We start from the raw sequence: 24,572 nt of genomic DNA on the forward strand, positions 1-24,572 counted from the left end.
CGCTCGGTGCAGTGGCGCCGGGGGAGGCGGGGGGGGTGGGGGGCGCGGGGGGGGCGTGGGCGTCGGGCCCCGGCACGTCCCCCATGGGGGGTCCGGGCCCAGCCGGCCCCGCGACACCACCACCGGCAGCACCGCCGACACCGGCACCGCCACCACCGCCCAGGCCGCCCGCGAGTGCCCCGCGCTCCAGCCTCTCCAGGCGCGACTGCACCGAGCGCTCGTCATCGAAGGCGGCGGGCAGCAGCACCCGGGCGCAGATCAGCTCCAGCTGGAGCCGCGGCGAGGTGGCGCCGCGCATCTCCGTCAGGCCCTCGTTGACCAGGTCCGCCGCACGGCTCAGCTCGGCGCCGCCGAAGACCGACGCCTGCGCCTGCATCCGCTCCACCACATCGGCGGGGGCGTCGATGAGCCCCTTCTCCGCCGCGTCCGGCACGGCGGCAAGGATCACCAGATCGCGCAGCCGCTCCAGCAGATCGGCGACGAAGCGCCGGGGGTCGTTGCCCCCCTCGATCACGCGGTTGACGACCTCGAACGCCGCCGCCCCGTCGGTCGCCGCGAAGGCGTCCACGATCGAGTCGAGCAGCGAGCCGTCCGTATAGCCGAGCAGCGAGGTCGCCATGGCGTAGGTCACGCCGTCGTCGCTCGCACCCGCGAGCAACTGGTCCATCACCGACATCGAATCCCGCACGGACCCGGCCCCGGCCCTGACCACCAGCGGCAGCACCCCGTCCTCGACCGGGATCGCCTCGCGTCCGCAGACCTCTCCCAGATAGTCGCGGAGCGTCCCGGGCGGCACGAGCCGGAACGGATAGTGGTGCGTACGCGACCGGATGGTGCCGATGACCTTCTCCGGCTCGGTGGTCGCGAAGATGAACTTGAGGTGCTCCGGGGGCTCCTCGACCACCTTCAGCAAGGCGTTGAACCCCGCCGAGGTGACCATATGGGCCTCATCGATGATGTAGATCTTGTAACGACTCGACGCGGGCCCGAAGAACGCCTTCTCCCTCAGCTCACGGGCGTCGTCCACACCACCGTGGGACGCGGCGTCGATCTCGATCACATCGATCGACCCCGGTCCGTTCCGCGCGAGGTCCTGGCACGACTGGCACTCGCCGCAGGGCGTCGGGGTGGGACCCTTCTCACAGTTCAGACAGCGGGCCAGGATGCGCGCACTGGTCGTCTTGCCACACCCGCGGGGACCGCTGAACAGATACGCGTGGTTGACCCGGTTGTTGCGCAGCGCCTGCTGCAACGGGCCGGTGACATGCTCCTGCCCGATGACCTCCGCGAAGGTCTCGGGGCGGTAGCGGCGGTACAGCGCAAGGGACGACACGCTTACGACGATATCGGGGACCACGGACAACGAGACCACACCCGCACCCGCACACCCCACGCACCCGGCCCGCCCGCGGCCCCCACAGACGCAAACGGCCCCCGGACGCGAAGGACCCCAGACACACAAGGCCCTCAGACGCGAAGGGCCCCCCACGTACCCGCCAGAGCCCACTTACCCTTGCTGCCTTCCGGCCCTGGGGGAGTTCGGTGAGATAGCGCCACGTGAGGGGCTGCGCCCCACCTTAGCGGATCGACCGGGGTGCGAACGACTTCGCGGGTGCCCCTTCCGGTCGTGGACCGTTTTCGGCCAGGATTCGGCCGAAGGCCGGTGGGGCACACCGCTGGGGCGGGGCGGCCCGCGGAAGGGACGGCCCCGCGGAAGGGCGTCCCCAGGGCGGGGCGGCCCCGGCAGGCGTCATCCGGTGGCTTCCGGGGCTTCCGGCTCGCGATGTGTGGCGAGGTACGTTCCCGCGCTGATCACAGGGATCACGGCCAGCACCCACCAGACACGGTGGTAGTCCCCCAGGATCGTCGCGCTGGTCGGCGTCCCCAGGACGGCCACGAAGACGCTGACGCCGAGCAGGGCGCCCAGCTGCCGGAAGCTGTTGTTGATCGCGGTGCCGACACCGAAGCGCTCCGGTGGCAGCGCCTTCGCCGCGGCGCTGTTGAGGGTGGAGAGGGCCAGGCCGACCCCGATGCCGTTGAGCACGAGGGTGGGAAGCCAGTGCGCGGCCCAGTGCGGCGAGGCGCCGGTGCGCAGGGCGAGAGCGGCGGCGCCCGCGGCGTAGAAGAGGGCGCCGGTGACGAAGACCGGGCGGTAGCCGAATCGTTCGGCCAGCCGGCCGGCCAGCGGGGCCACGAGCGCGGTGACGAGTGCGCTGGGGCTGACGGCCAGTGCGGACTTCAGCACGGAGTAGTGCCAGACGTTCTGGAGGAACAGCAGGCTGGAGAGCAGAACGGCGAAGAAGGCCACGGAGAAGACCAGCGTGGCGACATTGGACGCCTGGAAGTTACGAATCCGGAACAGGCTCAGGTCGAGTGCCGGCCGCACGGCGCGCCGGGACCGCAGGATCAGCAGCGGGATCAGGACGACACCGGCCACCGCGGTCGCCAGGACACGCGGGTCGTCCCACCCCAGGCGCGGGCCGTAGATGACGGCGAAGCTGAGCAGGGCGGGCGCCGCGGCGCTCATGGCGACGCCGAGGGGGTCGGGGAAGCCTCCGTTCCGGGAGCCGCGGGTCTCGGTCAGCAGGCGTGCGCCCCAGGCGGCGGTGAGCAGGCAGACGGGGACGTTGAGCAGGAAGACCCAGCGCCAGGTGGTGTATTCGATCAGGAGCGCGCCCAGGGTCGGGCCGATCGCGGTGGCGACGGCCGCCATGTCACCCCAGGTGCTGATCGCCGTGGCCCGGCGCTCCAGGGGGAACGCGGGCAGGAGAAGCGCCAATGAGGCCGGAACGATGATGGCGCCGAAGACACCTTGGGCCGCCCGTGCCGCGATGAGCACGCCGAGCCCGGGGGCGAGACCGCACAGGGCACTGCTGAGCGCGAAGCCCACGAGACCGATCTGGAACAGGCGCTTACGGCCGTAGGCGTCGGCCAGTTGCCCGGCCGGGATCAGGAACGCGGCGAAGACCAGGGTGTACGCGTTGAGGACCCACACCAGGCGGGTGATCCCGGCGTCGAAGCTGGTGCTGATCGTGTCGAAGGCGACATTCACGATCGTGGTGTCGAGGAAGACGATGAACACGCCGAGGCTGGTCAACGCCAGGATGCGGCGGGCATCCCGGTCCGGTACCGATGGGGCGGACACGACCGGGGTCGTCGCCTGCGGGGCGGACGGGACGGACGGCATGGACGAGGTGGGCGGGGACGAGGTGGGCGGGGACGAGGTGGGTCGGGTGGACAGGCTGGACATCGGCGCGCGGCTCCTCATACGGCGGTCGGGGTCGTCCTCACACGGCTGTACACGGCTGTACACGGCTTGTCGGGTCCGCCGGCCGCGGACGCCACGTCGGCGGGGCGTGCGGCAGGGGCACGTCGGCAGGGCGTACGGCAGGGGCGCGATGGCCGTCCGAAGGGGGCACGGGTCACCGCCACGAGCCGATGACCAGCGTGAACAACGCGACGAAGGCCACCCCCACGAAGATCAGGTACTGCGGGAAGAAACGCCGCCAACGCTGGGTGAGCACGCCGATCAACGTGAGTACGAGCCCGACGCCGACGATGCGCTCCCCCCGCGCGGCCGTGGACCGCAGCACCCACTCGCCCGCGGGCGCCCCGGCACGCCCCGCCTCGGCCGCGTACACCTTGTAGGGGATACCGCTCGCGGGGTGGTGCCGTACCGCGCGGGCGCCCTCCGAGCGGATCTCGTTCTGCGCCGTGGTGTGCATGCGGGTGGTGGTCAGCGGCTGGGGCAGCTCGACGGAAGTCCCCGAGTACAGCGCGAGCGCGACCAGACCGCCCGCGACGCTGGCCACGGCGGCGCTCACGGTCAGCCGCAGCCCCGCCCTGGGCGCGGCGACGCACAGCACGGCGAGCACGAGCTCCGGCAGCAGCGGCCAGCTCAGCGCCACAGCCGCACAGCACGGCGAGCCACCGCAGCGGAGTCCAGGCGTCCATGGCCCACAGGGCCAGACCGGACAGTGCGGCGGAGCCCACAACTCCGCCCCAGGTCTTGGCCGGTGAGAGCGAGGACAGCGGACGGCTCAGGGGTCCGGAGCGACCCAGCGCCCGTCCGCCGCACCAGCCGCCCACATCCGCGAAGGCCACGCTGACGCAGATCGCGATGGCGAGGTCCCCCAGGAACACCAGTCCGGTGAGGGCGAGGGGCAGCCAGATGAGGCCGAAGGTGGTCCTGACCGCGCGGTCGGCGCCATGGGCCACGTCCTGGCCCACCAGAGGCGGCAGCGCGGCGGCGCAGAGCAGGACACCGGCCATGGGCAGCGTGAGCGCTCCGGGGCGCAGCCAGGCGACGAGGGGCAGAAGCACCCCGGCACACACCAACAAGGCGCCGTCGGCGCGGCGCAGACCCATCAACCGCACATACTCGATCGAACCCACCACGGCGAGCCCGGCCGCGAACAGAGCGGCCCCGGGCGCGCCGAAGGCCAGCGTCCCGCAGACGATCAGCGCGGTGACGCACCAGGTCCGCCAGCGACGGCGCAGTTCGACGTTGCGGACGAAGAGAAGGGCGAGGCCGCTCACGGTGAGCGTCCCGGCGAGGAGCGGTACGGCCCGCGCCAGCTCCGGTGGAAGCGGACCCGCGAAAGGGGTCACAGCCGAGTACTCAGAGGACCGTGTTCACGATCCTCACCAACACGACCGCTCTCGCCGCTACGACCACTTTCACCGGCGTGGCCACTCTCACCGGCACGGCTATTGCAGAGCGCCACAACCTGAAACAGCCGCACACCGGCGGTCAACGCGGAACCGACCACGATCACCACCGCGGCGGGCACATACCACCCGGACGCCGCGGCGACCGCGACGACGAGACAGCGCTCGGTCTTCCCCATCGGACCGCCGTTGATTCTCCGCACCCCGGCCGCGGCCCCGGCGATGGAGATCCATGACGGCGCCGAACTGGCCAGCAGCGCACCGAGTACGAGCGAAGGCGATATGTGCGGCAGAAATCCCAGAATCACCAGGAGATCCGCCGCTCGATCACCGATTTCATTCAGCAACGAACCCAGGCGGGTCTGCTTTCCGGTTTCCCTGGCAATGGAGCCGTCGAGATTCGCGGGCCAACCGTGCCGTCAGAAAAACCACAACGGGAACCACGGCCCAGGGAGCGGGCAGCAGGGCAAAAGATGCCGCGGCAGCGCCCGCACAGAGCATTCCCGCAAAGGTGACCGCATTCGGAGAGACGCCGCTCCGGATCAACTTCCGCCGGAGCAGGGTTAATCGGCGGGCGAACCACGGTTTAAGCGCGTACAGCCCATTCATGGCCAGACGATAACAAGCGGGTGAACAAATTGGCACCACCAATCCCTAAGCTAGTGGATGCACCAGAGATGCGCTTACGGCGCTAGTGAATACACCAGAGCCCACGCTTTACAGACATCCTCAATCCCCGTTTCCGCATCGGATTCCCCGACCCGCACCGACCCGGTACCCGACGAATCCCCGAATGGATGGCGAGGCAGCCTCGACCCGACGAGCAGCGCTTTTCCCTGAAATCGCCCGCTACGGACCGCACACCCATCTCCGCGCCCACCCCCGCACCCACATCCGGCGACGACCACCCCGGACGTAATCCCGAGGCCACTCCCACCGACCATCACTCAAAGAAGCACGTCCGGTTTATCTCGATTCCGCCGGACATTGACTCCCTCGAACCGACAATGTGGCGCGCCCCACAGGGCCCCCGGTACGCCCCACCGGCCGTGTCAGCGCACCTCACCAAGTGGGGTAGAGTGTCCCACGGAGGATTCGCCTAGAGGCCTAGGGCGCACGCTTGGAAAGCGTGTTGGGGGCAACCCCTCACGAGTTCGAATCTCGTATCCTCCGCCAGCTCAGAGGGCCGGGCCGCGAAAGCGGCCCGGCCCTCTGGCGTATGTCCGTCCCGGTTTCCCTCCCGGTCGGCCTCAGGCGGCCCCCGGAGCGCACCGCCGACTCGTCAGTGACGCGCACCGGGCCCGCGCCCGCACCGCACCCCGGGCCCCATCCCAAGATCGCGTCGATCACGACGTCCGGGATGCCGAGGAGCAGGACCTGACTCATGACTTACCTCCGGTAGAGGGCAGTTGGCACCCCCACCCGCCCCCCGGTCAGGACAGCGCCCGGACAAGCTCTCCGGCGAGAGGCCCCGGGGAAGCGGAGCCATGGAGAAACTGCGCGACAAAGGCGTCTGGACAGTGGCGGCACAGCACGGATTGAAGAGGCATCCGCGCCGAATAAAGCCCGTGGCGGGCAAAGCCCAGAGGTAAGCCATCCACCAGCAGCATGCCTTTCCCAGGACGAGGGCCGCCAAGGCCGGAAACCGTTTGACGGCACTCCGCGTGAGCTCGCGATCACTTTCGGTTAAACATGACACGTCATCTTGTCATCCCGGCTGACCAGCATGGTCGCTGCGTGCCGGTGATGCGCCGCTTCACCCCAGCGCTGAGGAAGGCGTAACGATGAGGATCATTTCGCGGTCCGGCGCCGTGACCGTCGCGGTCGGTGCGGGACTGTCGCTTGTGGTCTTGCCGGCCGGATCGGCCGACGCAGCCGACTCGGCCGACGACGTTCAAGACGTTCAAGTGGAGTGCAACGACATCCCCGGCCTGGTGAACGCCATCAACCAGGCCAACGCCAACGGTGGCCGCATCACCCTCGTGTCCCGCTGCACCTACACACTGACCGCACCGAACAACCCGGACGATGGGCTCCCGGAGATCACCGGGGATGTGACCATCTCCGGCAAGGACAGGGTGGCGGCATCCGCAACGTGAACGGCTCCACCCTGATCCTGAAGTCGACCACTCTCAAGGACAACATCGCCGTGCGAGGCGGGGGCCTTTCGAACCTCGCCAGCCCCGCCACACTCGTCGACAGCCTGGTCACGCGCAACACGGCGATCACCGCGGGCGGCGGCATCGACAACCAGTCGAACGGTCAGGTGACGCTCACCAACACCAAGGTCGTCGACAACACCCCGGACAACTGCGCCCCCGAAGGCAGCGTCCCCGGATGCACCAACCCCACCGCCGCCATCGACCCGCCCCCCGCACAAGGGCTCCTGCCTGACGACGACGTCAAAGACCCCGAGGGAGCCGCCTGGTCCGGACCGCGGCCATGAGCTCCTGACCACAACGACTCGGAAGGGCGGGACCCCCTCACCGGGTCCCGCCCTTCCGACGTCGCCCACCTCGCGCTCATCGCACCCCGGGGCCATCACCCGTCGCGAGGGCGGTGGGGTGGCTGGTTGGGCGGCTGGTGGTCAGGAGGAGTGTTGCCACGATGGTCTGGACTCCGATGATCATGGCCTGGGTGACGGGGGCCTTGACGTCCAGTAGGACCATCGTCGTGTTGACCGCGAAATGGACCGCGATCGACGCGACGACTCCGGCGCGTTCGTAGGCGCAGGCGGTGAGCATGGCCATCGGGATGGTGCTGACGGCGAAGAGCACGCCGCTCGGGGACTTCAGGCCCAGTTCGTTCTGGACGGTTCCGTCGATGAAGAACAGCGGCAGGTGCCATACGGCCCAGATGACGCCCAGCACCAGGCCGACCCGGAAGCGACCCATCGACGCGCGCATCCTCGGGTAGGCGGTGCCGCGCCAGCCTGGTTCCTCGGACAGTGGGCCTGAGATCACCATGCTGATGAGGAACGCCGCGGGACCGCCGGCGTCCCGCATCACTTCCTTCGCGTCCTCCCAGCTCAGTGCGGGGCCGCCCGCCGCGTGCGCCAGCAGTGCGGCCGACAGCACGGTCGCCGAGGCCAGCGCCAGGAGCGGTGGCACCCAGAACAGGGTGGTCCGTCGGAACCGGACCACGTGTTCGGGGGCGGGCTCACCGCGGCGGCCGCGGCGGACCCGGATCACCAGGGCGCCTATCAACGGACCGAACGCGCCGAAGAGGTAGGGCAGGGCCGTGGGGGCCTGTGTCGCCGATCCGCCGAGCCCGATCGCCGTGGACCAGGATGCCCAGCTCACGCCGAAGGCGATGGCCATGAACAGGATCAGGTCGCTTCGGCGGCGGTCGGGAGGGGAGGGGGCCGCGAAGGACGTCGGCGAAGTGGGGGATACGGCGGAGGTTGAAGCAGGCATGCCAAAGTTCCCTGTGTCAGGTGTCCGTTGGGTGGTCTCGCGTACGCGGGGGGCGGTCGTGCGCGCGGGGGCCGGGATCAGGAGGAGAAGGTTCGCCCCTCGGCGCGCATCCGCCCGGGGACCACGCCCAGTTGGCGGGCGAGCCAGGTGGTGATGAGGTTCAGGAGGTCCGGGTCGACCGGGTCGCGCAGGAGGCGGCGGTAGGAGCGGAGGGTGTGACGCCCGGGGTCGCGGCGCAGGACGTGCGTGAGGTCGGGGACGCGGTGGATCTCGGCTCCGCCCGGCACCAGTCGGCACATCTCGTCCAGGTCGGCGGGGTCCACCTGGAGGTCCTTGTCGCCGGTGACGGCCAGGACGGGCGCGTGGATGGCGATCAGGTCGTCGCGGCTGTCGTGGGCGAGGTTCTCGCGCATCCAGCGGGCGTTGACCGGGACGGCGATGCGTGCCACGTCCGTACGGGTCTTCTTGATCCGGGCGAGGACCCGCTCGCCCAGGGCCCCCAGGGGCCGCCGCAGGAGGCGGACGGGGGCGGGCATGCCCTGGACGAGCGAGCGGGCCTGCCAGCGCAGGGCCTCCTCTCCCGGACGGGCGTAACCGGCCAGCAGCACCGCCGCACCCACGTCATGACGTGCGGCGAGGCTCATGGCGTGCAGCGCGCCTTCGCTGTGGCCGATGACGCCGACGGCGTCGGGGCGGACGGTGGGGTGGTCGGCCAGGGCGCGCAGGGCGGCGGCCGCGTCCTCGTAGTTGTCGGTGAAGCCGGTGGCCCGCCAGGCGCCGGGGGTGGCACCGGCGCCACGCCGGTCGTAGCGGAGCACGGCGACACCCTCCGCCGCGAGGGCGGCGGCCAGCGGTCGGCCGAGGTTCATCCGGACCTTACGGGTGTTGCCCTCGCGGTCCAGGGGGCCGGAGCCGTGCAGGAGCAGGACGGCGGGGTGCGGGCCGGAGCCGACAGGCAGCGTCAGGGTGCCGGCCAAAGGGGTCTGGTCGTCCGCGGTGACCGTCATGTCGATGTCGGGCAAGGCTCCGCCTCTCATTGTTCTCAACTACGAGAACGTTATCAGATGTGAGAGCATTGGAGTCATGCCAACCGCGAACCTCCTCCTCCACCCCGTCCGGATGCGCATCCTGCAAACTCTGGTCGGCGCCGACGAGCTGACCACCGCACAGCTGCGCGACCGGCTGCCCGACGTCCCGCCGGCCACCATGTACCGGCACATCGCCACCCTCACCCAGGCAGGCATCCTGGAAGTGGTCCACGAAAGGCAGGTTCGCGGCACCGTCGAACGCAGCTACCGGGTGCGCCAGGACAAAGCCGTCGTGGACGCCGACGCCCGCACCGCCATGACCAAGGACGATCACCGGCAGTCCTTCACCGTGTTCACCGGGGCTCTGATGGCCGACTTCGACCGCTACCTCGCCCGCGACGACGCCGATCCCGCCCGCGAGGGTGTCGTCTACCGGCAGGGCGCGGCATGGCTGACCGACGGCGAATTCGCCGAACTCGTCGAAGAGATCGAAGCCGCCGTCGCCCGCCGCACCCACACCGCCCCCGGTGACGGCCGCACCCGCCACATCATCAGCTTCGTGGTCGTACCCGACAATGCCACCGGTCCCGATGCCGGGACCGATCCCTCGTGAGCGGGGCGGCGCCTTCGGCCGCGGGTGGGGTCAGAGGGGGACCGCGACCGCGTTGAAGGTGGTCTCCGGGGTCTGGGGGCTGGTGAAGCGGGCGTTGACCAGGTACAGGCGGTCGCGCCAGCGGGCGGCGGTGGTGGGGACGTCGAAGCGGGGGTCGGTGATCGTACGGCGCAGGGTGGCCGAGCGGACGGCGCGATCGAGGGCGAACACGCCGATGAGGTTCAGCCGGTTCTGGACGACATACAGGGTGCGGCCGATGCGGACGAGACCGTCGCCGTTGGCGACGTCGTCCGCGCCGTGGAGGGCGAGTTCGGTGGCGCGGCCGGTGCCGAGGTCCACGTGGTAGAGCCTGCCGGGCACGCTGCTGACGACAATCAGCCCCCGGCCGTCGGGGGTGGCGACGATGCCGTTGGCGTTGTGAACATCGGGGGTCTGCACCCAGTCGCCGCTCAGCGGCAGACGGCGGACCTCGCCCTGGCGGCCGCCGCTCTCGCGGCCGCGCGGTACGCCGTGGAGGACGCTGTCACGTGAGTCGGTGAACCAGGCGCGGTCGCCGAGCAGGATGACGTCGTTGACGAAGCAACCGGCGGAGTCCGTCAGTTGGTACGTGGTGAGGAGACGGCCGGTGCGGGTATCCACCACAGTGGCGGTTCCACCGGCCCCACCGGCGATGTAGAGCAGTCCGTCGTGGTCCACCTTCAGCCCGACGGCCGCCGTGCCGGGGGCGCCGGCGTAGATCGTCCCGCCCTCGCCGGTGCGCAGGTCGGTGCGGCGGACGGCGCCGTTGGCGCGCGAGCCCATATAGGCGTACGGCCGCGCGCCGATGGTGATGCCCTCGGGGAGGAAGCCGTCGGGCAGCGGGAACTCGGCCGGCCATGCGGTGGCCGGACCGGTCGCCGAGCCGGTCGGGGCGGCGGGAGTGGCCGATGCCGCCGCGGCGGCGGTTGGGGCGGCGGCTAACGCGAGCGCGGCGGCGGCGCCACCGCCGAGGACGGTGCGCCGGGAGGGGTGGGGGTGGTTCCGGGTCATGGTTCCTGGCCTCCGTGACGGTAGGTGTGACGGCAGGTCTGCGAACTCATACGGGTTACGTGGGTACGGGGCGTGGACGCGGCCGACTCGGCGTCGGCGGCGCGTTCCGCTCGCTTCGCTCCTTACGGGGTGCGTCGCCCCTCACGAGGTGCGCCACGGGGTGCGTCGCCCTCGACGGGGTGCGTCGTTCCTCGTACGTAACGACGTGTCGCCCGGCCCGGTTCCCCTCCCGCCGGCCCCCGGCGCGGCCTGTGCGAGGTAATGGAGCGGCCGTCGCACGGGGCTCAGGCGGCCCGGCGGTCGCGGGTCAGGTAGAGGCCGGTGGCGGTGGCGATGGCGGTGAGGCCGGTGACGCCGCTGATCACCATCTGCTCGATGCCGCTGAAGGCGAAGCTGGAGGCGACGTTGACGACGGCGGCGATGGCGAGGACCAGCCAGAGCACGAACTTCATGAGGGGTTCCTTCCGTATGGGCCCGTGATGGGCCGGGCGGTGCGTCGGTCGGTGGATCGGTCGGTGCGTCGGGTGGTGGATCGGGCTGTGCGTCGGGTGGTGGATCGGGCGGTGCGTCGGGTGGTGGATCGGGCGGTGCGTCGGGTGGTGGATCGGGCGTTCCTTGGCTGATGTCTACGATCCCGGTTTCGCACCGCCGCCTCGATGGGCCGCGCCCCCGAACCCATGGTGTAGCCCGCTACACCCCGGGCTTCCCCCGCCGGAGCGCGCACTCGGCTCCCGTGGGCCGACCGGGTCGCTTAGCCTGACGACCATGCGGGAGACAGTGCGGCGGGCCGGGCGGGCCTCGGTCGAGTTGCTGCGGGCGGCTGGGCTGTCCCTGGCCTCGTATTTGTTCATCGCGGTGGTGACCTTCGCCGCCGTGGCCATGGCCACCGTCGTGGGCGCGGGAGTGCTGCCCGAGTCGGTGCTGCTGCTGCGCAAGACCGCCGGGTACAAGCGGCGATGGGTGGGCGGCTGGACGGGGAAGCCGGTGCCCGAGGCGTACCGGCCGCTGACCGGGGAGGCGTTCGAGCGGGCGCGGGTGTCGGTCGGGGATCCGGCCACGTACCGCGATCTGCGCTGGCTCGCGGCCCACGCGGGCTACGGCTGGCTGCTGGCCTGCTGCGCGATGCCGGTGTGGGTGATGGGGCTGCTCATCGACGGGGTGTGGTGCGGGCTGCTGAAGCAGCGGGCCGTGGTGCTGCCGCTGATCGAGCGGCTCGTCGACCTCGACGCGGCGTGGTCGCGGGCGCTGCTGCTGCCGTCGCCGGAGGCGCTGCGCAGCGCCCGGCTCGCCGAGCGGGTGGCGGAGCTGTCCGAGACCCGGGCGGGCGCCGTCGCCGCGCACGGGGCCGAGCTGCGGCGCATCGAGCGGGACCTGCACGACGGTACGCAGGCGCGTCTGGTGGCGCTCTCGATGCGGGTGGGGCTGGCGCGGCGCGCGTACGAGAAGGACCCGGACGCGGCGCACAAGCTGCTGGAGGACGCGCAGGACCAGGCCGAGGAGGCCCTCACCGAGCTGCGCCATGTCGTACGCGGCATCCATCCGCCGATCCTCACCGACCGCGGACTCGTGGGCGCCGTAAGGGCGCTCGCGGCGGGCAGCGGGCTCGAGGTGTCCGTACACGACGACGGGGTGGAGGACGGGCCCCGGGCACCGGCGGCGGTCGAGGCGGCCGCGTACTTCGTGATCGCGGAGGCGCTGACCAACGCGGCCAAGCACAGCGGGGCGCGGCAGGCGTCGGTCCACCTCGTCCGGCTGGCCGATAGGTTGAGGGTCGCGGTACGGGACGAGGGGCGGGGCGGGGCCGATCCCTCGGGCGGCAGCGGGCTGCTCGGCATGCGGCGCCGGGTCGCGGCGCTCGACGGAACCGTGGAGATGACCAGCCCCGTCGGGGGGCCGACGCTGATCGAAGTGGAGCTGCCGTGCGTGTGGTGATCGCCGAGGACAACGCTCTGCTGCGGGAGGGCATGGTCCTGCTGCTGAACTCCGCCGGGCACGAGGTGGTGGCGGTCGCCTCCAGCGGCCCCGAGGTGTTGCCCGCCCTCCTCGAACACCGCCCCGACGCGGCCGTGCTCGACGTCCGCATGCCTCCGGGCTTCCGCGACGAGGGGCTGCGCGCGGCGCTCGCCGCGCGGCGGGAGATCCCCGGTCTGCCGGTGCTGGTCCTCTCGCAGTACGTCGAGGAGACCTACGCCGCCGAGCTGCTGGCCGATGGCGCGGGCGGGCTCGGCTATCTGCTGAAGGACCGGGTGGGGCGGGTCGAGGAGTTCCTGGACGCGCTGGAGCGGGTGGTCGCGGGCGGTACGGCGCTGGACCCGGAGGTCGTCAGGGAGCTGATGACCCGGCGCCGGAACGATCCGGTGGACTCCTTGACGCCGCGCGAGCGCGAGGTGCTGCATCTGATGGCGGAGGGCCGGGACAACACCACGATCGCGCGGACGCTGGTGGTCTCGGAGCGCGCGGTCAGCAAGCACATCGGCAATGTCTTCGCGAAGCTGGGCCTGCCGCCGAGCGACAGTGGGCACCGGCGGGTGCTGGCGGTGCTGGCGTATCTCAACAAGGGGGCGGGCAAGGGGGAGTCGGCGGACAGGGGCGGCGGTAGGCGGTAACCGGCGGCGGGCGGGGCGGCTCCGGCCGATCCGGCGGCCGACCGGGTGGCCGACCCGGTGACCCCGTGGCGGGCCCTGCTCGCGCCCTTGGCCGCGTCGGCGTCGCCCGCGGCGACCGTGCCGCCCGCGGCGGCGTGAGCCGTAGCTTTCCCCACCCCGCCCCTTCCCGAAAGTGGGGGCTCCGCCCCCACACCCCCGCCGGGGCTCCGCCCCGGACCCCGCTCCTCGACCGCCTTACCGCGGATACCGCCCCCGCAGTCGCCACCATCACCGAGACGATCACCGCAGCCTCCACCGGAGGTGGGTACGGCACCGTGCCCCCCATGGCCCGCCCCCACCGGGGCTCCGCCCCTCACCCCGCACCGCAATCCCCGGAGGAGCCGAAAACCCCTACCGCGGATACCGCCCCCGCAACGTCCCCCACACCGGCGGCAGCGACCCCGCCGCCGCCGTCGCCACGACCACCGAGACGATCACCGCGGCCTGCGCCGGGGGCAGGTACGGCACCGTGCCCGTCGTGGCCATGCTGAAGGCCAGCAGGGGTACGGACGCCACGGCGGCCCCCACCACCAGCCCGGTCACCACCGTGGCCGCCGCCTCCAGCCGGAGCATTCGGCGGAGTTGGCCGCGGCCCGCGCCCGCCAGGCGCAGCAGCCTCAGTTCGGGGCGGCGTCCGGTGGCGATGAGCGCGAGGGTGCTCAGGACGGCGATCACCGTGAAGCCGCCGACCGCGCCGACCACCGCCACCGACACCACCTCGGCCAGCGCCTGCTCGGCCGCCTCACCCCGCACCGGCGCCGGGTCCGGCTCCACCCGGGCCCCGGGCACCGCCCGCGCCAGCGCGTTCGTGACGGCCTTACGGTCGGCATCGGGCGCGGTCGCGACCAGGACCCTGCCCGCACCGGAGGCCGCGTGCATCGACGTGTGGCGCAGCAGATCGTCGCGGGAGAGGAGGAAGTCCCCGAGCGCGATGGAGCGCTGGTACGTCGCCACGACCCGCAGCCGGGCCTCCTGGCCGTCGCCGAACCGCAGGGTCACCGTGGAGCCGGGCCGTACGCCGAGGGAGTCCGCGCGGTCGGCGCCGACGGCGACCGTGCCGGGCCGCAGCCGGGTGAGGTCCCCGCTCCGCGGCCCCGGGTCGAGGGTGCTCGTCAGCCGTTCCGGGGTGACGCCGAAGACCGGCAGCCGCTCCAGTTCGGGCGCGCCGAGCTGGCTGCGCGCCAGCAGCACCGTGCCGGGGACGATCTCCGTCGCCGCCCGTACCCCCTGGACCTCGCGGATCCGTTCCACCGCACCGGCCGGTAGCCCGCCGTCCGCGTGCACCGCGAGGTCGGCGCGCAGCACCTGGCGGGCCTGGGCGTCGCCCGCATGAGTCATCGTCGCGCCCCCGGAGAGCTGAACCCCGGCGAACGCGGTGACCAGCACGATCGGGGTGATCGCCGCGCCCAGCCGGTGTGCGGACGCCGCGCAGTTGGCGGCGGCGAGGCGGCCGCCGGGGCCGAACAGCCGCAGCGGAGCGCCCAGCAGCCGCATCGCCCCCTCGGCGATCCACGGTCCGAGCACCGCACAGGCGATCACCATGGTCACCGCCGCCGCCCCGGCCGCGGCCGCCGCGGTCGCGCCCCGCTGAAGGGCGGCCGTCCCGGCGGCGCTCGCGCCCACGCCCAGCAGCACCAGCCCGGTGATACCGCGCCCCCTGCCGGGTGCCCGCTCGCGCAGTGCCTCCGCCGGACGCGCCGTGGCGGTCCTGGAGCCGCCGATGAGCGCGGCGACCTGGGCCACCAGGACGGTGAGGGCGGCGGTGACCAGGGGCGTGAGCCACAGCGGCGGGAGAAGCGTCAGCTCGAGTCCGGTGGGCAGCGCGCCCCGCGCGTCCAGCAGCGCGCGCAGCCCCAGGTACGCGGGGGCCGCCCCGGCCGCGCCCACCAGCGCCGCCCAGGCCGCGACCCGCCCCACCTCCCGGCCCACCGCTGCGCGCAGCTGCCCCGGTGTGGCGCCGACCGCCCGCAACAGGCCCAGTTCATGGGAGCGTTGACGCAGCGCCTGGACGATGGTCGACGACACCACCAGCAACGACACCAGGACGACGGCTCCGGCCACGGAGCCCAGAGCCGCCAGCAGCTCACCACGGGCCGGCGCGGCGGCCAGGAACTCGGCCTCGCCCCGGTCGTCCCCGGTCAGGACGCGCACGGTGGCCGGGTCACCGTCCGCGCGGTGCCCGACGTCGGTGACTCCGGCCGTGTCCAGGGCCTTCCGCACCCGCCCGGCCAGCTCCCCCGCGCCCGTGCCGGATTCGGCGACGACCCCGATGGCGTCCAGCGCCTCCGGGTGGCCGGACAGACGGCGGGCCTCGGCGCCGGTGAACCAGACGGCGGTACGGGGGCCGTCGGCGACGCCCACGACGGTGTACGCCGTGTCGTGACCGCCCACGCGCAGCGTCAGCCGCTGGCCGACGCGGTCCGCCCCGCCGCGTTCGGGGCCGCCACCGCCCGCCACGACCACCTCGTCCGCGCGCTGCGGGGCGCGTCCCGTCCGTAGCGCGTAGGGGGCCAGCCGGGCGGCCTCCCAGGGCCGTCCGGTGGCGGACTCGGTGGCCGCCGACCCCACGAGGCCCACCGGGAATTCCACGTCGGCGACGGCCGCCCGCACCCCGGGCACCCCGCGCACCACGGTCAGCGCCGTGCGGGGGATCCGGACCCGTTCGGTGAGCCCGGCGCTCACGGTCTCGCGTTCGCCCAGCGACGCCGCGCTGAAGCGGGTGGTCTGGTCGCCGGCCACGACGAGATCGGCCCCGGCGTACCGCTCCACCCGCGGATGCGCGCTCCAGGCCGAGACGAGGGTCAGCCCGAAGGCGCCGAGCAGCAGGGAGGTGAGGGTGAGCGCGGCGAAGACCGCGGTCCACGCCTTACGGTGGGCACGAGTGGCGCGAGTGGCCAGCAGGGCGGCGACCTTCATGCCGTCCGCCCTCCCAGGTCCTTCAGGACGCGGCGTATGTCGGCCGCCTCCGGCCGCTCCTGCCGCCACACCAGCTTCCCCCGCATCAGGAACAGCGCCTCGTCGGCCCAGGCGGCGGCGAACGGGTCATGGGTGACCATGACGACCGTATGGCCGTCACGGTCGACGGCCTGCCGCAGCAGTGTCAGCGCTTCCTCCGCGGCGGCGGGGTCGAGCGCCCCCGTCGGTTCGTCGGCGAAGACGATGTCGGGCGAGGTCACCAGCGCACGGGCGATCGCCACCCGCTGGCACTGCCCGCCGGACAGCTCCGACGGCAGGGCGCCGCCCCGGTCCCCCAGCCCGACCGCCGCGAGTGCCCGCCGCTCCCGGCCGTCGACGGGCCGACCGCCGAGCATCAGCGGCAGGGAGACGTTCTCCGCCACGGTGAGCGACGGCACCAGATGGTGCGCCTGGAAGACGAAGCCGATCCGCTCCCGCCGCAGCCGGGTCAGCGCCGCCTCGTTCAGCGAGGACAGCTCCGTGCCGCCGATGCGCACCGTGCCCGCCGTCGGCCGGTCGAGCCCGGCGGCGCACTGGAGCAAGGTCGACTTCCCGCACCCCGAGGGCCCCATCACCGCGAGGAACCGTCCGCGCGGCACCGTCAGATGGATGGGGTGCAGCGCCATGACCCCCGGCCGGTACTCCCTGGTGACCCCGTCCAGGGCCAGCGCATGGTGCCAGGTCCCCGTCCGCTCCACGGTCGCCGTCCTGCGGCCGCGCCACTGCCGGTTCATCTCTCCGCCCCTCCGTCACGTCCGGGCGGATCAAACGGGTCCGCCTGTCACCGAGAACGCTAGAAACGGGCGCGGCCGCGCGGCAGAGAGCGCGGTCCCGTACTGGAAGTGGTACGGACCCCCGCCCGGGGGTGGGGCCCACTCCACCATCGCCGGGTCCTCCACGCGGTTCCGTCCGCTCTTCCACACGGCTGCGTCCGGTCTTCCACGCGGTTCCGCCCGGTCTCGCGTCCGGTCCGCGGTCCGGTCTCGCGTCCGGTCCTCCGCCCGGTCCGGCATCCGGTCCTCCGTCCGCTCTCGCGTCCGAACTTCCCCGTCCGCGGGCGACATCCGGGCGCGCCGCCGTGGTGAACCCCGCCGGGGACAAGATCCTGGACACCCTCAGGACCGGCATATGAGACAGAAGACCACAGAGAGGCACCAGGCACCCATGGACGTCAGCGCCCGTATCGAGGCCGTCTACGCGCAGATCGTGCACCGCGACCCCGGGGAGTCGGAGTTCCACCAGGCGGCGCGCGAGGTACTGCCGGCCCTCGCCCCCGTGCTCGGCGCGCATCCGGAGTATGTGGACGCCCGGATCGTGGAGCGGCTGTGCGAGCCGGAGCGGCAACTCGCCTTCCGGGTGCCCTGGGTGGACGACGACGGCGAGGTCCAGGTCAACCGCGGCTTCCGGGTGGAGTTCAGCAGCGCGCTGGGCCCCTACAAGGGGGGCCTGCGTTTCCACCCCAGCGTCAATCTGGGCATCGTGAAGTTCCTCGGCTTCGAGCAGATCTTCAAGAACGCGCTGACCGGTCTGGCCATCGGCGGCGGCAAGGGCGGTGCGGACTTCGACCCCAAGGGGCGCTCGGACGGCGAGGTGATGCGGTTCTGCCAGTCGTTCATGACCGAACTCCACCGCCATCTGGGCGAGCACACCGATGTGCCGGCCGGGGACATCGGTGTGGGCGCCCGTGAGATCGGCTATCTCTTCGGCCAGTACAAGCGGCTGACCAATCGCTTCGAGGCCGGTGTGCTGACCGGTAAGCCGGTCGGCTGGGGCGGTTCACACGCGCGCACCGAGGCCACGGGTTACGGCACCGTCCACTTCGCCCAGGAGATGCTGCGCACCCGTAAGAAGGATTTCGACGGCCTTACGGTCGTCGTCTCCGGATCCGGCAATGTGGCGCTCTACGCGATCGACAAGGTCCACGCCCTCGGCGGCCGGGTGGTGGCCTGCTCCGACTCCTCCGGCCATGTGGTCGACCCGGACGGTATCGACCTCGCCCTGCTGAAGGAGATCAAGGACGTCCGCCGGGGGCGGATCGACGCCTACGCCACCGCCAAGCCGGGCGCCGTCTTCTCCGGCCGCGGCTCGGTCTTCGAGGTGCCCTGCGAGGTCGTCCTGCCCTGCGCGACCCAGAACGAGCTGACCGAGCAGTGCGCGATCACCCTGGTCAAGAACGGCGTACTGGCCGTGGCCGAGGGCGCCAACATGCCCTGCACCCCGGCGGCGATCGAGATCTTCCGGGAGGCCGATGTGCTCTTCGGCCCCGGCAAGGCCGCCAACGCGGGCGGGGTGGCCACCTCCGCCCTGGAGATGCAGCAGAACGCCTCCCGCGAACGCTGGACCTTCGCCCAGACCGAGGCCCGCCTCGCCGCCGTCATGACCGAGGTCCACACCCTGTGCCGCACCACCGCCGATCGCTACGGCTGCTCCCCCGACGACTACGCCCTGGGCGCGAACGCCGCCGGGTTCGTGCGGGTCGCGGAGGCGATGGCCGCCCAGGGCATCGTCTGAGCCGGTAGGGCGCGACCGGGCCGATCACCGGCAGAGGCCGGAGGCCATACGGACAATACTGTCGGCACAACCGGCGGATCACATCGACGGCATTTCGGCCGCCCCGCGCACCGCGCCCAGCACCGGCTTGCGGAGCAGCAGCAGCGCCGCGTCGTCGTGGAGCCGGCCGCCCACATGGGACAGCAGTTCGTCGTGGAGCGAGGCGAGGGTGCGGGACGGCTCGTCGCAGATGTGCCGCGGCACCCGTTCCAGCAGCGGGAAGTACTCGCGGCTGCGGTCCCGCGCCTCGATGACCCCGTCGGTGTAGAGCAGCAGCTGGTCACCCTCGATGAACGGCACCACCTGGAGGCTCGGCAGATCGCCGCCCAGGGAGGCCAGGCCGAGCGGCGGGGCCGGACGGGTGGGCTCGACGGCGCTGACCCCTGACTCGCCGAACAGCAGCGGCGGGGCGTGTCCGCAGTTGACGAGCTCCATCCGGCCCTCGCTGGGGTAACCGGCGACCACGGCGGTGACGAAGTCGTCGGGCGCCAGGTTACGGGCCAGGCTGCGCTCGATCCTGCCGACGACGTCGAGCAGATCGCGTTCGTCGTAGGCGGCCTCGCGGAAGACGCCGAGCACCAGCGCGGCGGTGCTCACCGCGGGCAGCCCCTTGCCGCGCACATCGCCGACGATCAGCCGGACCCCGTGCGGGGTGGACAGCAGGGCGTAGAGATCGCCCCCCACCCGTGCCTCCGCGGCGGCGGCGCTGTAGCGAACGGCCACCTGGAACTGGCCGACCTGGGCGGGCACCGGCGTGAGCAGGGCGTTCTGGGCGGCCTCGGCGACCGAGCGAACGGCGGCGAGCACCTGCTCACGGCGCTGGCGCATGGCGCTGGCCCCACAGCTCGCCAGGGCCACGGCGGCGGGCGTGGCCAGTATGATCGCCTGGGTGCGCAGCGTCTCCTCGCCCTGGGTGCCCAGCAGGGCACCCACCCCCACGGCGAGCAGCCCGATGCGCATCACCCCGTACGGCCCCCAGTGGGCGGCGGCGAGCGCCGGGCCGACGGCGAGCATGGGCAGCCAGCCGAGCCCCTCCGAGGTGACGAGGGCCAGCAGGGCCACACCAATGATGATGAATACGGGGACCGCGGGGGCGATGAGCCCTGTGCCCTCCATCTGGTCGGAGTCGTACGGGCGGAGTCGGGCCGGGTACATGACCTGCTTCGCTGCTCTCTTCCACGAGTGATACCGGGGGTGTCCGTTTCATCCAGAGAAACAGCGATTAGATAGATTCCGCAAGGGACGCGTTTTCAGATAGTGAGCGAGAGGTTCCTGCTCACCCGGCTCGCCGTCGGGACCAGATGGGTCCGGAACAGCTCTCGGTGCGGATCCAGCTTCGCCAGCCGCGCGAGCCGGTCCGCGGGCAGCGAGATCCCGAGCGAGCCGAGCCGGTCGCCGTAGTAGATCGGCACCGCGAAACAGACCGTGCCCAGGGCATACTCCTCCAGGTCCGCGACCAGCGGACTGTTGGTCGGGGAGTCCAGCCGGCGCAGCAGATCGCCGGGGCGGGTAACGGTCCGCGGTGTGAGATCGACGAGCTCATGGCGGGACAAGTACTCGTGGCGGGCGTCGTCGTCCAGCTCGCGCAGCACGCATTTGCCCAGCGCGGTGGCGTGCCCGGCGTCCTCGAACCCCACCCACAGATCGACCCGGGGCGCCTGCGGGCCGTCCACGATCTCCACCACCCGGATCTCGCCCTCGTCGTAGAAGGTGAGGTAGGCGGCGGCGGAGAGTTCGTCGCGCAGCGAGGTCAGGGTGGGGCGGATCCGGGAGAGCATCGCCTGGTCCCGGCTGCCGGACTCGAGGGTGCGCAGCTTGTCGCCGATCACGAAGCCGCCGTCCTCCAGCCGGTGCACATAGCCTTCGTACGCCAGCGTCCGCAGCAGGTGGTACGTGGTGGCGAGCGGCAGCCCCGTCTCCCGGGCGAGCCTTTTGGCCGGCGCACCACCCTCGTGCGCGCCCACCGCCTCCATCAGCCGGAAGGCCCGCTGTACGGATGTGATCAGCGTAGGCGCCGCCTGAGCACCCATACGTCCAGCTTGCTCCTGGTAGAGGGGATGAGCAAGATCTGCGCGGTCGGACGCGGCCGAGGGCGCCGGCCGATGTGGCCGACGCCCTCGCGGGCGTGCACTCGCGGGCAGGTGGACCGGTGCGGTCGGTGCGATCGGTGCGACCGTGCGACCGGTGCGGTCAGCCGGGTGAGATCCGGCCGCGCCAGGCGCCTTCCGCCTCGCCGCGCCGCTCGATGAAGTCCTTGAACCTCCGCAGATCCCCCTTCACCCGCCGGTCGAGCGTCCCGGTCATGTCCGCGGCCTTCTCCGCCATCCCGCTCGGCTCGAAGACCATGGCCAGATTGACCCGGGTGTGGCGCTCGTCGACGGGCTCGAAGGTCACCAGACCCTGCTGCCGCACATCACCGGAGGTGGTGCGCCAGGCGATGCGCTCGTCGGGAAGCTGATCCACGATCTCGGTGTCGAACTCCCGGTGCACACCGGCGATGGAGGTCGCCCAGTGGTTGTGGCGATCGTCCACCTGGCTGACCTGGTCCACGCCCTCCATGAACCTCGGGAACTCGGTGAACTGCGTCCACTGGTCATAGGCGGTGCGGAGCGGAACCCCAACCTCGACGGACTCCCGCACGGTGCTCATCGGTGACTCCTTTCGACGTTGTCGCGTCGCACAGCACGGCGGGTTTCCGAGACCGCAGGGCCAAAACATGCCGCGCCCAGACGGTCTGTGCGACCGAGAGGGGGTGGACGGCAGGCGGCGGCTCAGCGCAGCGGATGCAGCGGGGCCAGTTCGGCCGGGGAGGTGCCGGTCGCGATGGCCTCGGCCAGCAGCCGTCCGCTGAGCGGTCCGAGAGCCACGCCCCACATGCCGTGGCCGCCGTTGACGTAGACCCGCGGGGAGCCGGTCGGGCCGATCAGCGGCAGTCCGTCGGGGGTGCACGGGCGGGCGCCGACCCAGGTGTCCGTACGGGCCGCCCAGTCGATGCCGCGCAGCAGCGGACGGGCCGCCGCGATGATCGCCCGGATCCGGCGCGGGTCCACCGGCCGTTCCACGGGCGCCAGTTCCATCATCCCGGCGACCCGCACCCGGCCCTCGCCCAGCGGGGTGCAGACGACCTTCTGGGCGGCCAGATACGTGGGCCGGGTGGGGGCGCCCTCGGCCGGCACGCTGAAGCTGTAGCCGCGTCCGGCCTGGACCGGCACCCGGACCCCGAACGGGCGGACCAGCGCGTCCAGCCAGGCGCCGGTGGCCACGACGGCGACATCCGCGTGGAGTTGGCCCCCGGAGGTGGTGACGGCCACGCCCCGCCCGAGGTCCCGGATCCCGGACACCTCCGTCCGCTCCAGGATCTCGCCACCGCGCTCGCGCACCGCGTCGGCGAGGGCGCGCACGAAGTTCCCCGGGTTCAGATAGCGCTGGCCGTGGAGTTCGACGGCCGCGCCGATGGCGTCGCCGAGCGCGGGCTCCAGCGCACGGGCCCGGTCCCCGTCGACCGGCTCGTACGCGATCGTGAAACCGGCCGCGCGGGCCTGCTCCAGCTCCTCGATCATCGCGGCACGCTCGGCGGCGGTGCGGAAGGCGATCAGACAGGGTTCGGCGGGCCGGGTGGGCTCGGCGACGCCGTCCGCCGCGAGCGTGTCGTACGCGTCCAGCGCCTGGCGGCCGAGCGTGGCGAAGGTGGCGGCCAGGACCCGCCAGCGGCGCGGGGCGCAGTTCCGGGTGAAGGTGAGCAGGAAGCGGGCGAGCCGGGGGTCGGGCCGGGGCGGGATGTAGACGGGCGACTCGGGGGAGAGCAGGCTGCGCAGCCCGTAGCGGAGCGCGGCCGGCTCGGGCAGCGGCAGCGTCAGGGCCGGGGACAGCCAGCCGGCGTTCCCCCAGGACGCCCCGGCCGCGGGGTGGCGCCGCTCCACTACGGTGACCTCGACACCGTGGTTCAGCAGCGACCAGGCGGTGGCGAGGCCGACCATGCCTGCGCCGACGACGACGGCGCTGCGCGGTGGGCGGGACGGACCTATGGCAGTGGGCACGGATGCGCTCCTTCCCATGGGTGAAACGCCATCATCGGTGGAACGGGCCGGGCACCGCACCGGCCCGCCGCACTGATCGCCCTCGGGCTGCCGGATGCCGTGATCGCCCCCGAGGCACCGATGGCCCCGGCTGTCCGAGGCCCTGAGGGGTCCCCCCGCTACCCGAGGCCCGCCGGGCGCCGTCGCCAGTGCCCGGTGGCCTGCTCGAAGGCGTGGCCGACCTGGAGGACCGCGAAGTCCGCCCGGTGCGGCCCGACGATCTGCACCCCGACCGGAAGCCCGCCGGGCGTGAACCCGGCCGGTACGGACAGCGCCGGGCTGCCGGTCGAGCTGATCAGATACGCCGAGCGCATCCAGTCCAGATAGTCGTCCATGGCCACCCCGGCGATCTCGGTCGGGTACTCGATCCCGACGTCGAAGGGCACCACCTGGCTCACCGGAAGCAGCAGCACGTCATAGCGGCCGAAGAACTCCCGGACGCGGTGGAAGAGCTGGGTGTGCAGCACCTCCGCGCGGGCGACGTCCGGCCCGCTGAGCTTGCGCCCCTGCTCGGCGTTCTCCCGTATGGCCCGCTTCAGCCCGTCGGGGTGGGCGTCCATGAGCGCGCCGAAGGCGACCTCGAACGCCGAGGCGCGCAGCGTACGGAAGACCTCCTCGGCCTCGGCCAGGTCCGGACAGGCCCGCTCCACGACGCAGCCGAGGCCGGTGAAGACCTCCGCCGCCGACACGACCGCCTCGGCCACCTCGGGCTCGACCGGCACCAGCCCCCCGAGATCCGGCGACCAGGCCACCCGCAGCCCCGTCAGATCGCGGTCCAGGGGGCGGGCGAAACGGACGCCGGGCTCCTCCAGGGCGATCGGTGACCGAGCGTCGGGTCCGGCGATGGCGGACAGCAGCAGGGCGGTATCGGCCACGGTACGGCCCATCGGCCCCTTGACGCCGAGGGTGCTCCAGGCGGTCATGGAGGGCCAGTTGGGGACGCGCCCGGGCGACGGGCGCAGACCGACCACATTGCAGAACGAGGCCGGGTTGCGCAGCGAGCCGCCGGTGTCGCTGCCGTCCGCGATCGGGACCATGCCGGAGGCCAGCGCGGCCGCCGCGCCACCGCTGCTGCCACCCGCGCTGCGGCCCAGGTCGTACGGGTTGTGGGTGGCGCCGAAAATGGGGTTGAAGGTGTGCGAACCGGCCCCGAACTCGGGCACGTTGGTCTTGCCGACGGTGATCGCCCCGGCGGCCCGGATCCGTTCGATCAGCAGATCGTCCTGGTCGGGCACGCCGTCGACGAGCGGCGAGCCATGGCTGGTGCGGATGCCCGCGGTGTCGTGGAGGTCCTTGTGGGCGATGGGCAGCCCGTGCAGCGGCCCGAGCTCCTCCCCCGCCACGATCCGCTCATCGGCCTGCCGGGCCGCCTCGCGGGCGCGGTCGGCGACGAGGGTGACGATCGCGTTGACGGCGGGGTTGACCCGTTCGATACGGGCCAGATGGGCCTCGAGCAGCTCGCGCGCGGACAGCTCGCGGGTGCGCAGCAGATGGCCGAGGTCCAGGGCGGTCCTGAAGCAGAGATCGTCATCGGTCGTCGTCACGGTCGCTCGCCTTCCTCACGGGGCCCAGGGGCGGAACCCATCGTT

The 24,572-nt window shown here is 72.4% G+C and carries 21 protein-coding genes, 1 tRNA gene, 1 other RNA gene and 1 pseudogene; 7 read left to right on the forward strand and 17 right to left on the reverse strand.

Features of this window, described 5'->3' with window-relative positions:
- The 6 genes and pseudogenes from NQU54_RS41685 to NQU54_RS41710 form a co-directional block, all read right to left on the reverse strand.
- Positions 1 to 1,333, reverse strand: a 1,333-nt coding sequence (locus tag NQU54_RS41685; protein ID WP_257635547.1) for a DNA polymerase III subunit gamma and tau, incomplete at its 3' end; no start/stop codon positions are given.
- 140 nt (positions 1,334 to 1,473) lie between these two features.
- An RNA gene (ffs, locus tag NQU54_RS41690) (signal recognition particle sRNA small type) lies at positions 1,474 to 1,570 on the reverse strand.
- A 180-nt stretch (positions 1,571 to 1,750) separates the two neighbouring features.
- The gene (locus NQU54_RS41695; protein WP_257635548.1) at positions 1,751 to 3,250 is read right to left on the reverse strand and encodes an MFS transporter; all 1,500 of its coding nucleotides are present in this window, start codon (positions 3,248 to 3,250) and stop codon (positions 1,751 to 1,753) included.
- A gap of 172 nt (positions 3,251 to 3,422) precedes the next feature.
- Positions 3,423 to 3,908 (reverse strand): hypothetical protein, encoded by a 486-nt coding sequence (locus tag NQU54_RS41700; RefSeq protein WP_257635572.1) that lies wholly within the window; start codon positions 3,906 to 3,908, stop codon positions 3,423 to 3,425.
- Between the two features lie 19 nt (positions 3,909 to 3,927).
- Positions 3,928 to 4,611, reverse strand: a pseudogene (locus NQU54_RS41705) (phosphatidate cytidylyltransferase); the annotation flags it as partial.
- Positions 4,608 to 5,018, reverse strand: a complete 411-nt coding sequence (locus NQU54_RS41710; protein ID WP_257635549.1) for a hypothetical protein — start codon at positions 5,016 to 5,018, stop codon at positions 4,608 to 4,610. The gene NQU54_RS41710 and the pseudogene NQU54_RS41705, both read right to left, overlap by 4 nt.
- A 741-nt stretch (positions 5,019 to 5,759) precedes the next feature.
- Here NQU54_RS41710 and NQU54_RS41715 point away from each other — a divergent pair.
- The 3 genes from NQU54_RS41715 to NQU54_RS41725 all read left to right on the forward strand — a co-directional run bounded on the left by NQU54_RS41715 (position 5,760) and on the right by NQU54_RS41725 (position 7,117).
- Positions 5,760 to 5,847 (forward strand) — tRNA-Ser (locus NQU54_RS41715).
- A 635-nt stretch (positions 5,848 to 6,482) separates the two neighbouring features.
- Complete coding sequence (locus NQU54_RS41720) at positions 6,483 to 6,770, forward strand: hypothetical protein (RefSeq protein WP_257635550.1); 288 nt, start codon at positions 6,483 to 6,485, stop codon at positions 6,768 to 6,770.
- Complete coding sequence (locus tag NQU54_RS41725) at positions 6,767 to 7,117, forward strand: hypothetical protein (protein WP_257635551.1); 351 nt, start codon at positions 6,767 to 6,769, stop codon at positions 7,115 to 7,117. The genes NQU54_RS41720 and NQU54_RS41725 overlap by 4 nt, the downstream gene beginning before the upstream one ends.
- Positions 7,118 to 7,193: 76 nt before the next feature.
- Here the strand turns inward: NQU54_RS41725 and NQU54_RS41730 are convergent, their stop codons facing one another.
- Positions 7,194 to 8,087, reverse strand: coding sequence for a CPBP family intramembrane glutamic endopeptidase (locus NQU54_RS41730; protein WP_257635552.1), 894 nt, complete (start codon positions 8,085 to 8,087; stop codon positions 7,194 to 7,196).
- Between the two features lie 77 nt (positions 8,088 to 8,164).
- Positions 8,165 to 9,109: an alpha/beta hydrolase family protein gene (locus NQU54_RS41735; protein ID WP_257635553.1), complete on the reverse strand. Its 945-nt coding sequence runs from the start codon at positions 9,107 to 9,109 to the stop codon at positions 8,165 to 8,167.
- A 61-nt stretch (positions 9,110 to 9,170) separates the two neighbouring features.
- On the opposite strand from NQU54_RS41735, the gene NQU54_RS41740 reads away from it, so the two are divergent.
- The gene (locus NQU54_RS41740) at positions 9,171 to 9,728 is read left to right on the forward strand and encodes a helix-turn-helix domain-containing protein (RefSeq protein WP_257635554.1); all 558 of its coding nucleotides are present in this window, start codon (positions 9,171 to 9,173) and stop codon (positions 9,726 to 9,728) included.
- Positions 9,729 to 9,758: 30 nt separating this feature from the next.
- Here the strand turns inward: NQU54_RS41740 and NQU54_RS41745 are convergent, their stop codons facing one another.
- Positions 9,759 to 10,757 (reverse strand): SMP-30/gluconolactonase/LRE family protein, encoded by a 999-nt coding sequence (locus NQU54_RS41745; RefSeq protein ID WP_257635555.1) that lies wholly within the window; start codon positions 10,755 to 10,757, stop codon positions 9,759 to 9,761.
- 284 nt (positions 10,758 to 11,041) lie between these two features.
- Positions 11,042 to 11,209 (reverse strand): hypothetical protein, encoded by a 168-nt coding sequence (locus NQU54_RS41750; protein WP_167502293.1) that lies wholly within the window; start codon positions 11,207 to 11,209, stop codon positions 11,042 to 11,044.
- A gap of 313 nt (positions 11,210 to 11,522) precedes the next feature.
- Between NQU54_RS41750 and NQU54_RS41755 the strand changes: the two genes are divergently transcribed.
- Both NQU54_RS41755 and NQU54_RS41760 read left to right on the forward strand, forming a co-directional pair.
- A complete protein-coding gene (locus NQU54_RS41755) occupies positions 11,523 to 12,689 on the forward strand; it encodes a sensor histidine kinase (RefSeq protein ID WP_257635556.1) in 1,167 nt (388 codons plus the stop codon).
- The gene (locus NQU54_RS41760; protein WP_257635557.1) at positions 12,677 to 13,363 is read left to right on the forward strand and encodes a response regulator transcription factor; all 687 of its coding nucleotides are present in this window, start codon (positions 12,677 to 12,679) and stop codon (positions 13,361 to 13,363) included. The genes NQU54_RS41755 and NQU54_RS41760 overlap by 13 nt, the downstream gene beginning before the upstream one ends.
- Before the next feature lie 390 nt (positions 13,364 to 13,753).
- On the opposite strand, the gene NQU54_RS41765 is transcribed toward NQU54_RS41760, so the two are convergent.
- Together NQU54_RS41765 and NQU54_RS41770 are read right to left on the reverse strand one after the other, a co-directional pair.
- Positions 13,754 to 16,318 carry an FtsX-like permease family protein gene (locus tag NQU54_RS41765; RefSeq protein ID WP_257635558.1) on the reverse strand — a complete coding sequence of 855 codons (2,565 nt, stop codon included), beginning with the start codon at positions 16,316 to 16,318 and terminating at the stop codon, positions 13,754 to 13,756.
- Positions 16,315 to 17,091: an ABC transporter ATP-binding protein gene (locus tag NQU54_RS41770; RefSeq protein WP_257635559.1), complete on the reverse strand. Its 777-nt coding sequence runs from the start codon at positions 17,089 to 17,091 to the stop codon at positions 16,315 to 16,317. The genes NQU54_RS41765 and NQU54_RS41770 overlap by 4 nt, the downstream gene beginning before the upstream one ends.
- 430 nt (positions 17,092 to 17,521) lie before the next feature.
- On the opposite strand from NQU54_RS41770, the gene gdhA reads away from it, so the two are divergent.
- Positions 17,522 to 18,868, forward strand: a complete 1,347-nt coding sequence (gdhA, locus tag NQU54_RS41775) for an NADP-specific glutamate dehydrogenase (protein ID WP_257635570.1) — start codon at positions 17,522 to 17,524, stop codon at positions 18,866 to 18,868.
- Positions 18,869 to 18,946: 78 nt separating this feature from the next.
- Here gdhA and NQU54_RS41780 read toward each other — a convergent pair whose 3' ends face one another.
- The 5 genes from NQU54_RS41780 to NQU54_RS41800 all read right to left on the reverse strand — a co-directional run bounded on the left by NQU54_RS41780 (position 18,947) and on the right by NQU54_RS41800 (position 24,527).
- Positions 18,947 to 20,062, reverse strand: a complete 1,116-nt coding sequence (locus NQU54_RS41780) for a PP2C family protein-serine/threonine phosphatase (protein ID WP_257635560.1) — start codon at positions 20,060 to 20,062, stop codon at positions 18,947 to 18,949.
- A 95-nt stretch (positions 20,063 to 20,157) separates the two neighbouring features.
- A complete protein-coding gene (locus NQU54_RS41785; RefSeq protein WP_257635561.1) occupies positions 20,158 to 20,937 on the reverse strand; it encodes an IclR family transcriptional regulator in 780 nt (259 codons plus the stop codon).
- A gap of 160 nt (positions 20,938 to 21,097) precedes the next feature.
- A complete protein-coding gene (locus tag NQU54_RS41790) occupies positions 21,098 to 21,556 on the reverse strand; it encodes an SRPBCC family protein (protein WP_167502299.1) in 459 nt (152 codons plus the stop codon).
- Between the two features lie 122 nt (positions 21,557 to 21,678).
- Complete coding sequence (locus NQU54_RS41795) at positions 21,679 to 22,944, reverse strand: NAD(P)/FAD-dependent oxidoreductase (protein ID WP_257635562.1); 1,266 nt, start codon at positions 22,942 to 22,944, stop codon at positions 21,679 to 21,681.
- 158 nt (positions 22,945 to 23,102) lie between these two features.
- On the reverse strand, positions 23,103 to 24,527 hold the full coding sequence (locus NQU54_RS41800; RefSeq protein WP_257635563.1) for an amidase: 1,425 nt from the start codon (positions 24,525 to 24,527) through the stop codon (positions 23,103 to 23,105).
- Positions 24,528 to 24,572 lie beyond the last annotated feature (45 nt).

This window comes from Streptomyces malaysiensis subsp. samsunensis, assembly GCF_024519315.1.
GTDB lineage: Bacteria > Actinomycetota > Actinomycetes > Streptomycetales > Streptomycetaceae > Streptomyces > Streptomyces malaysiensis.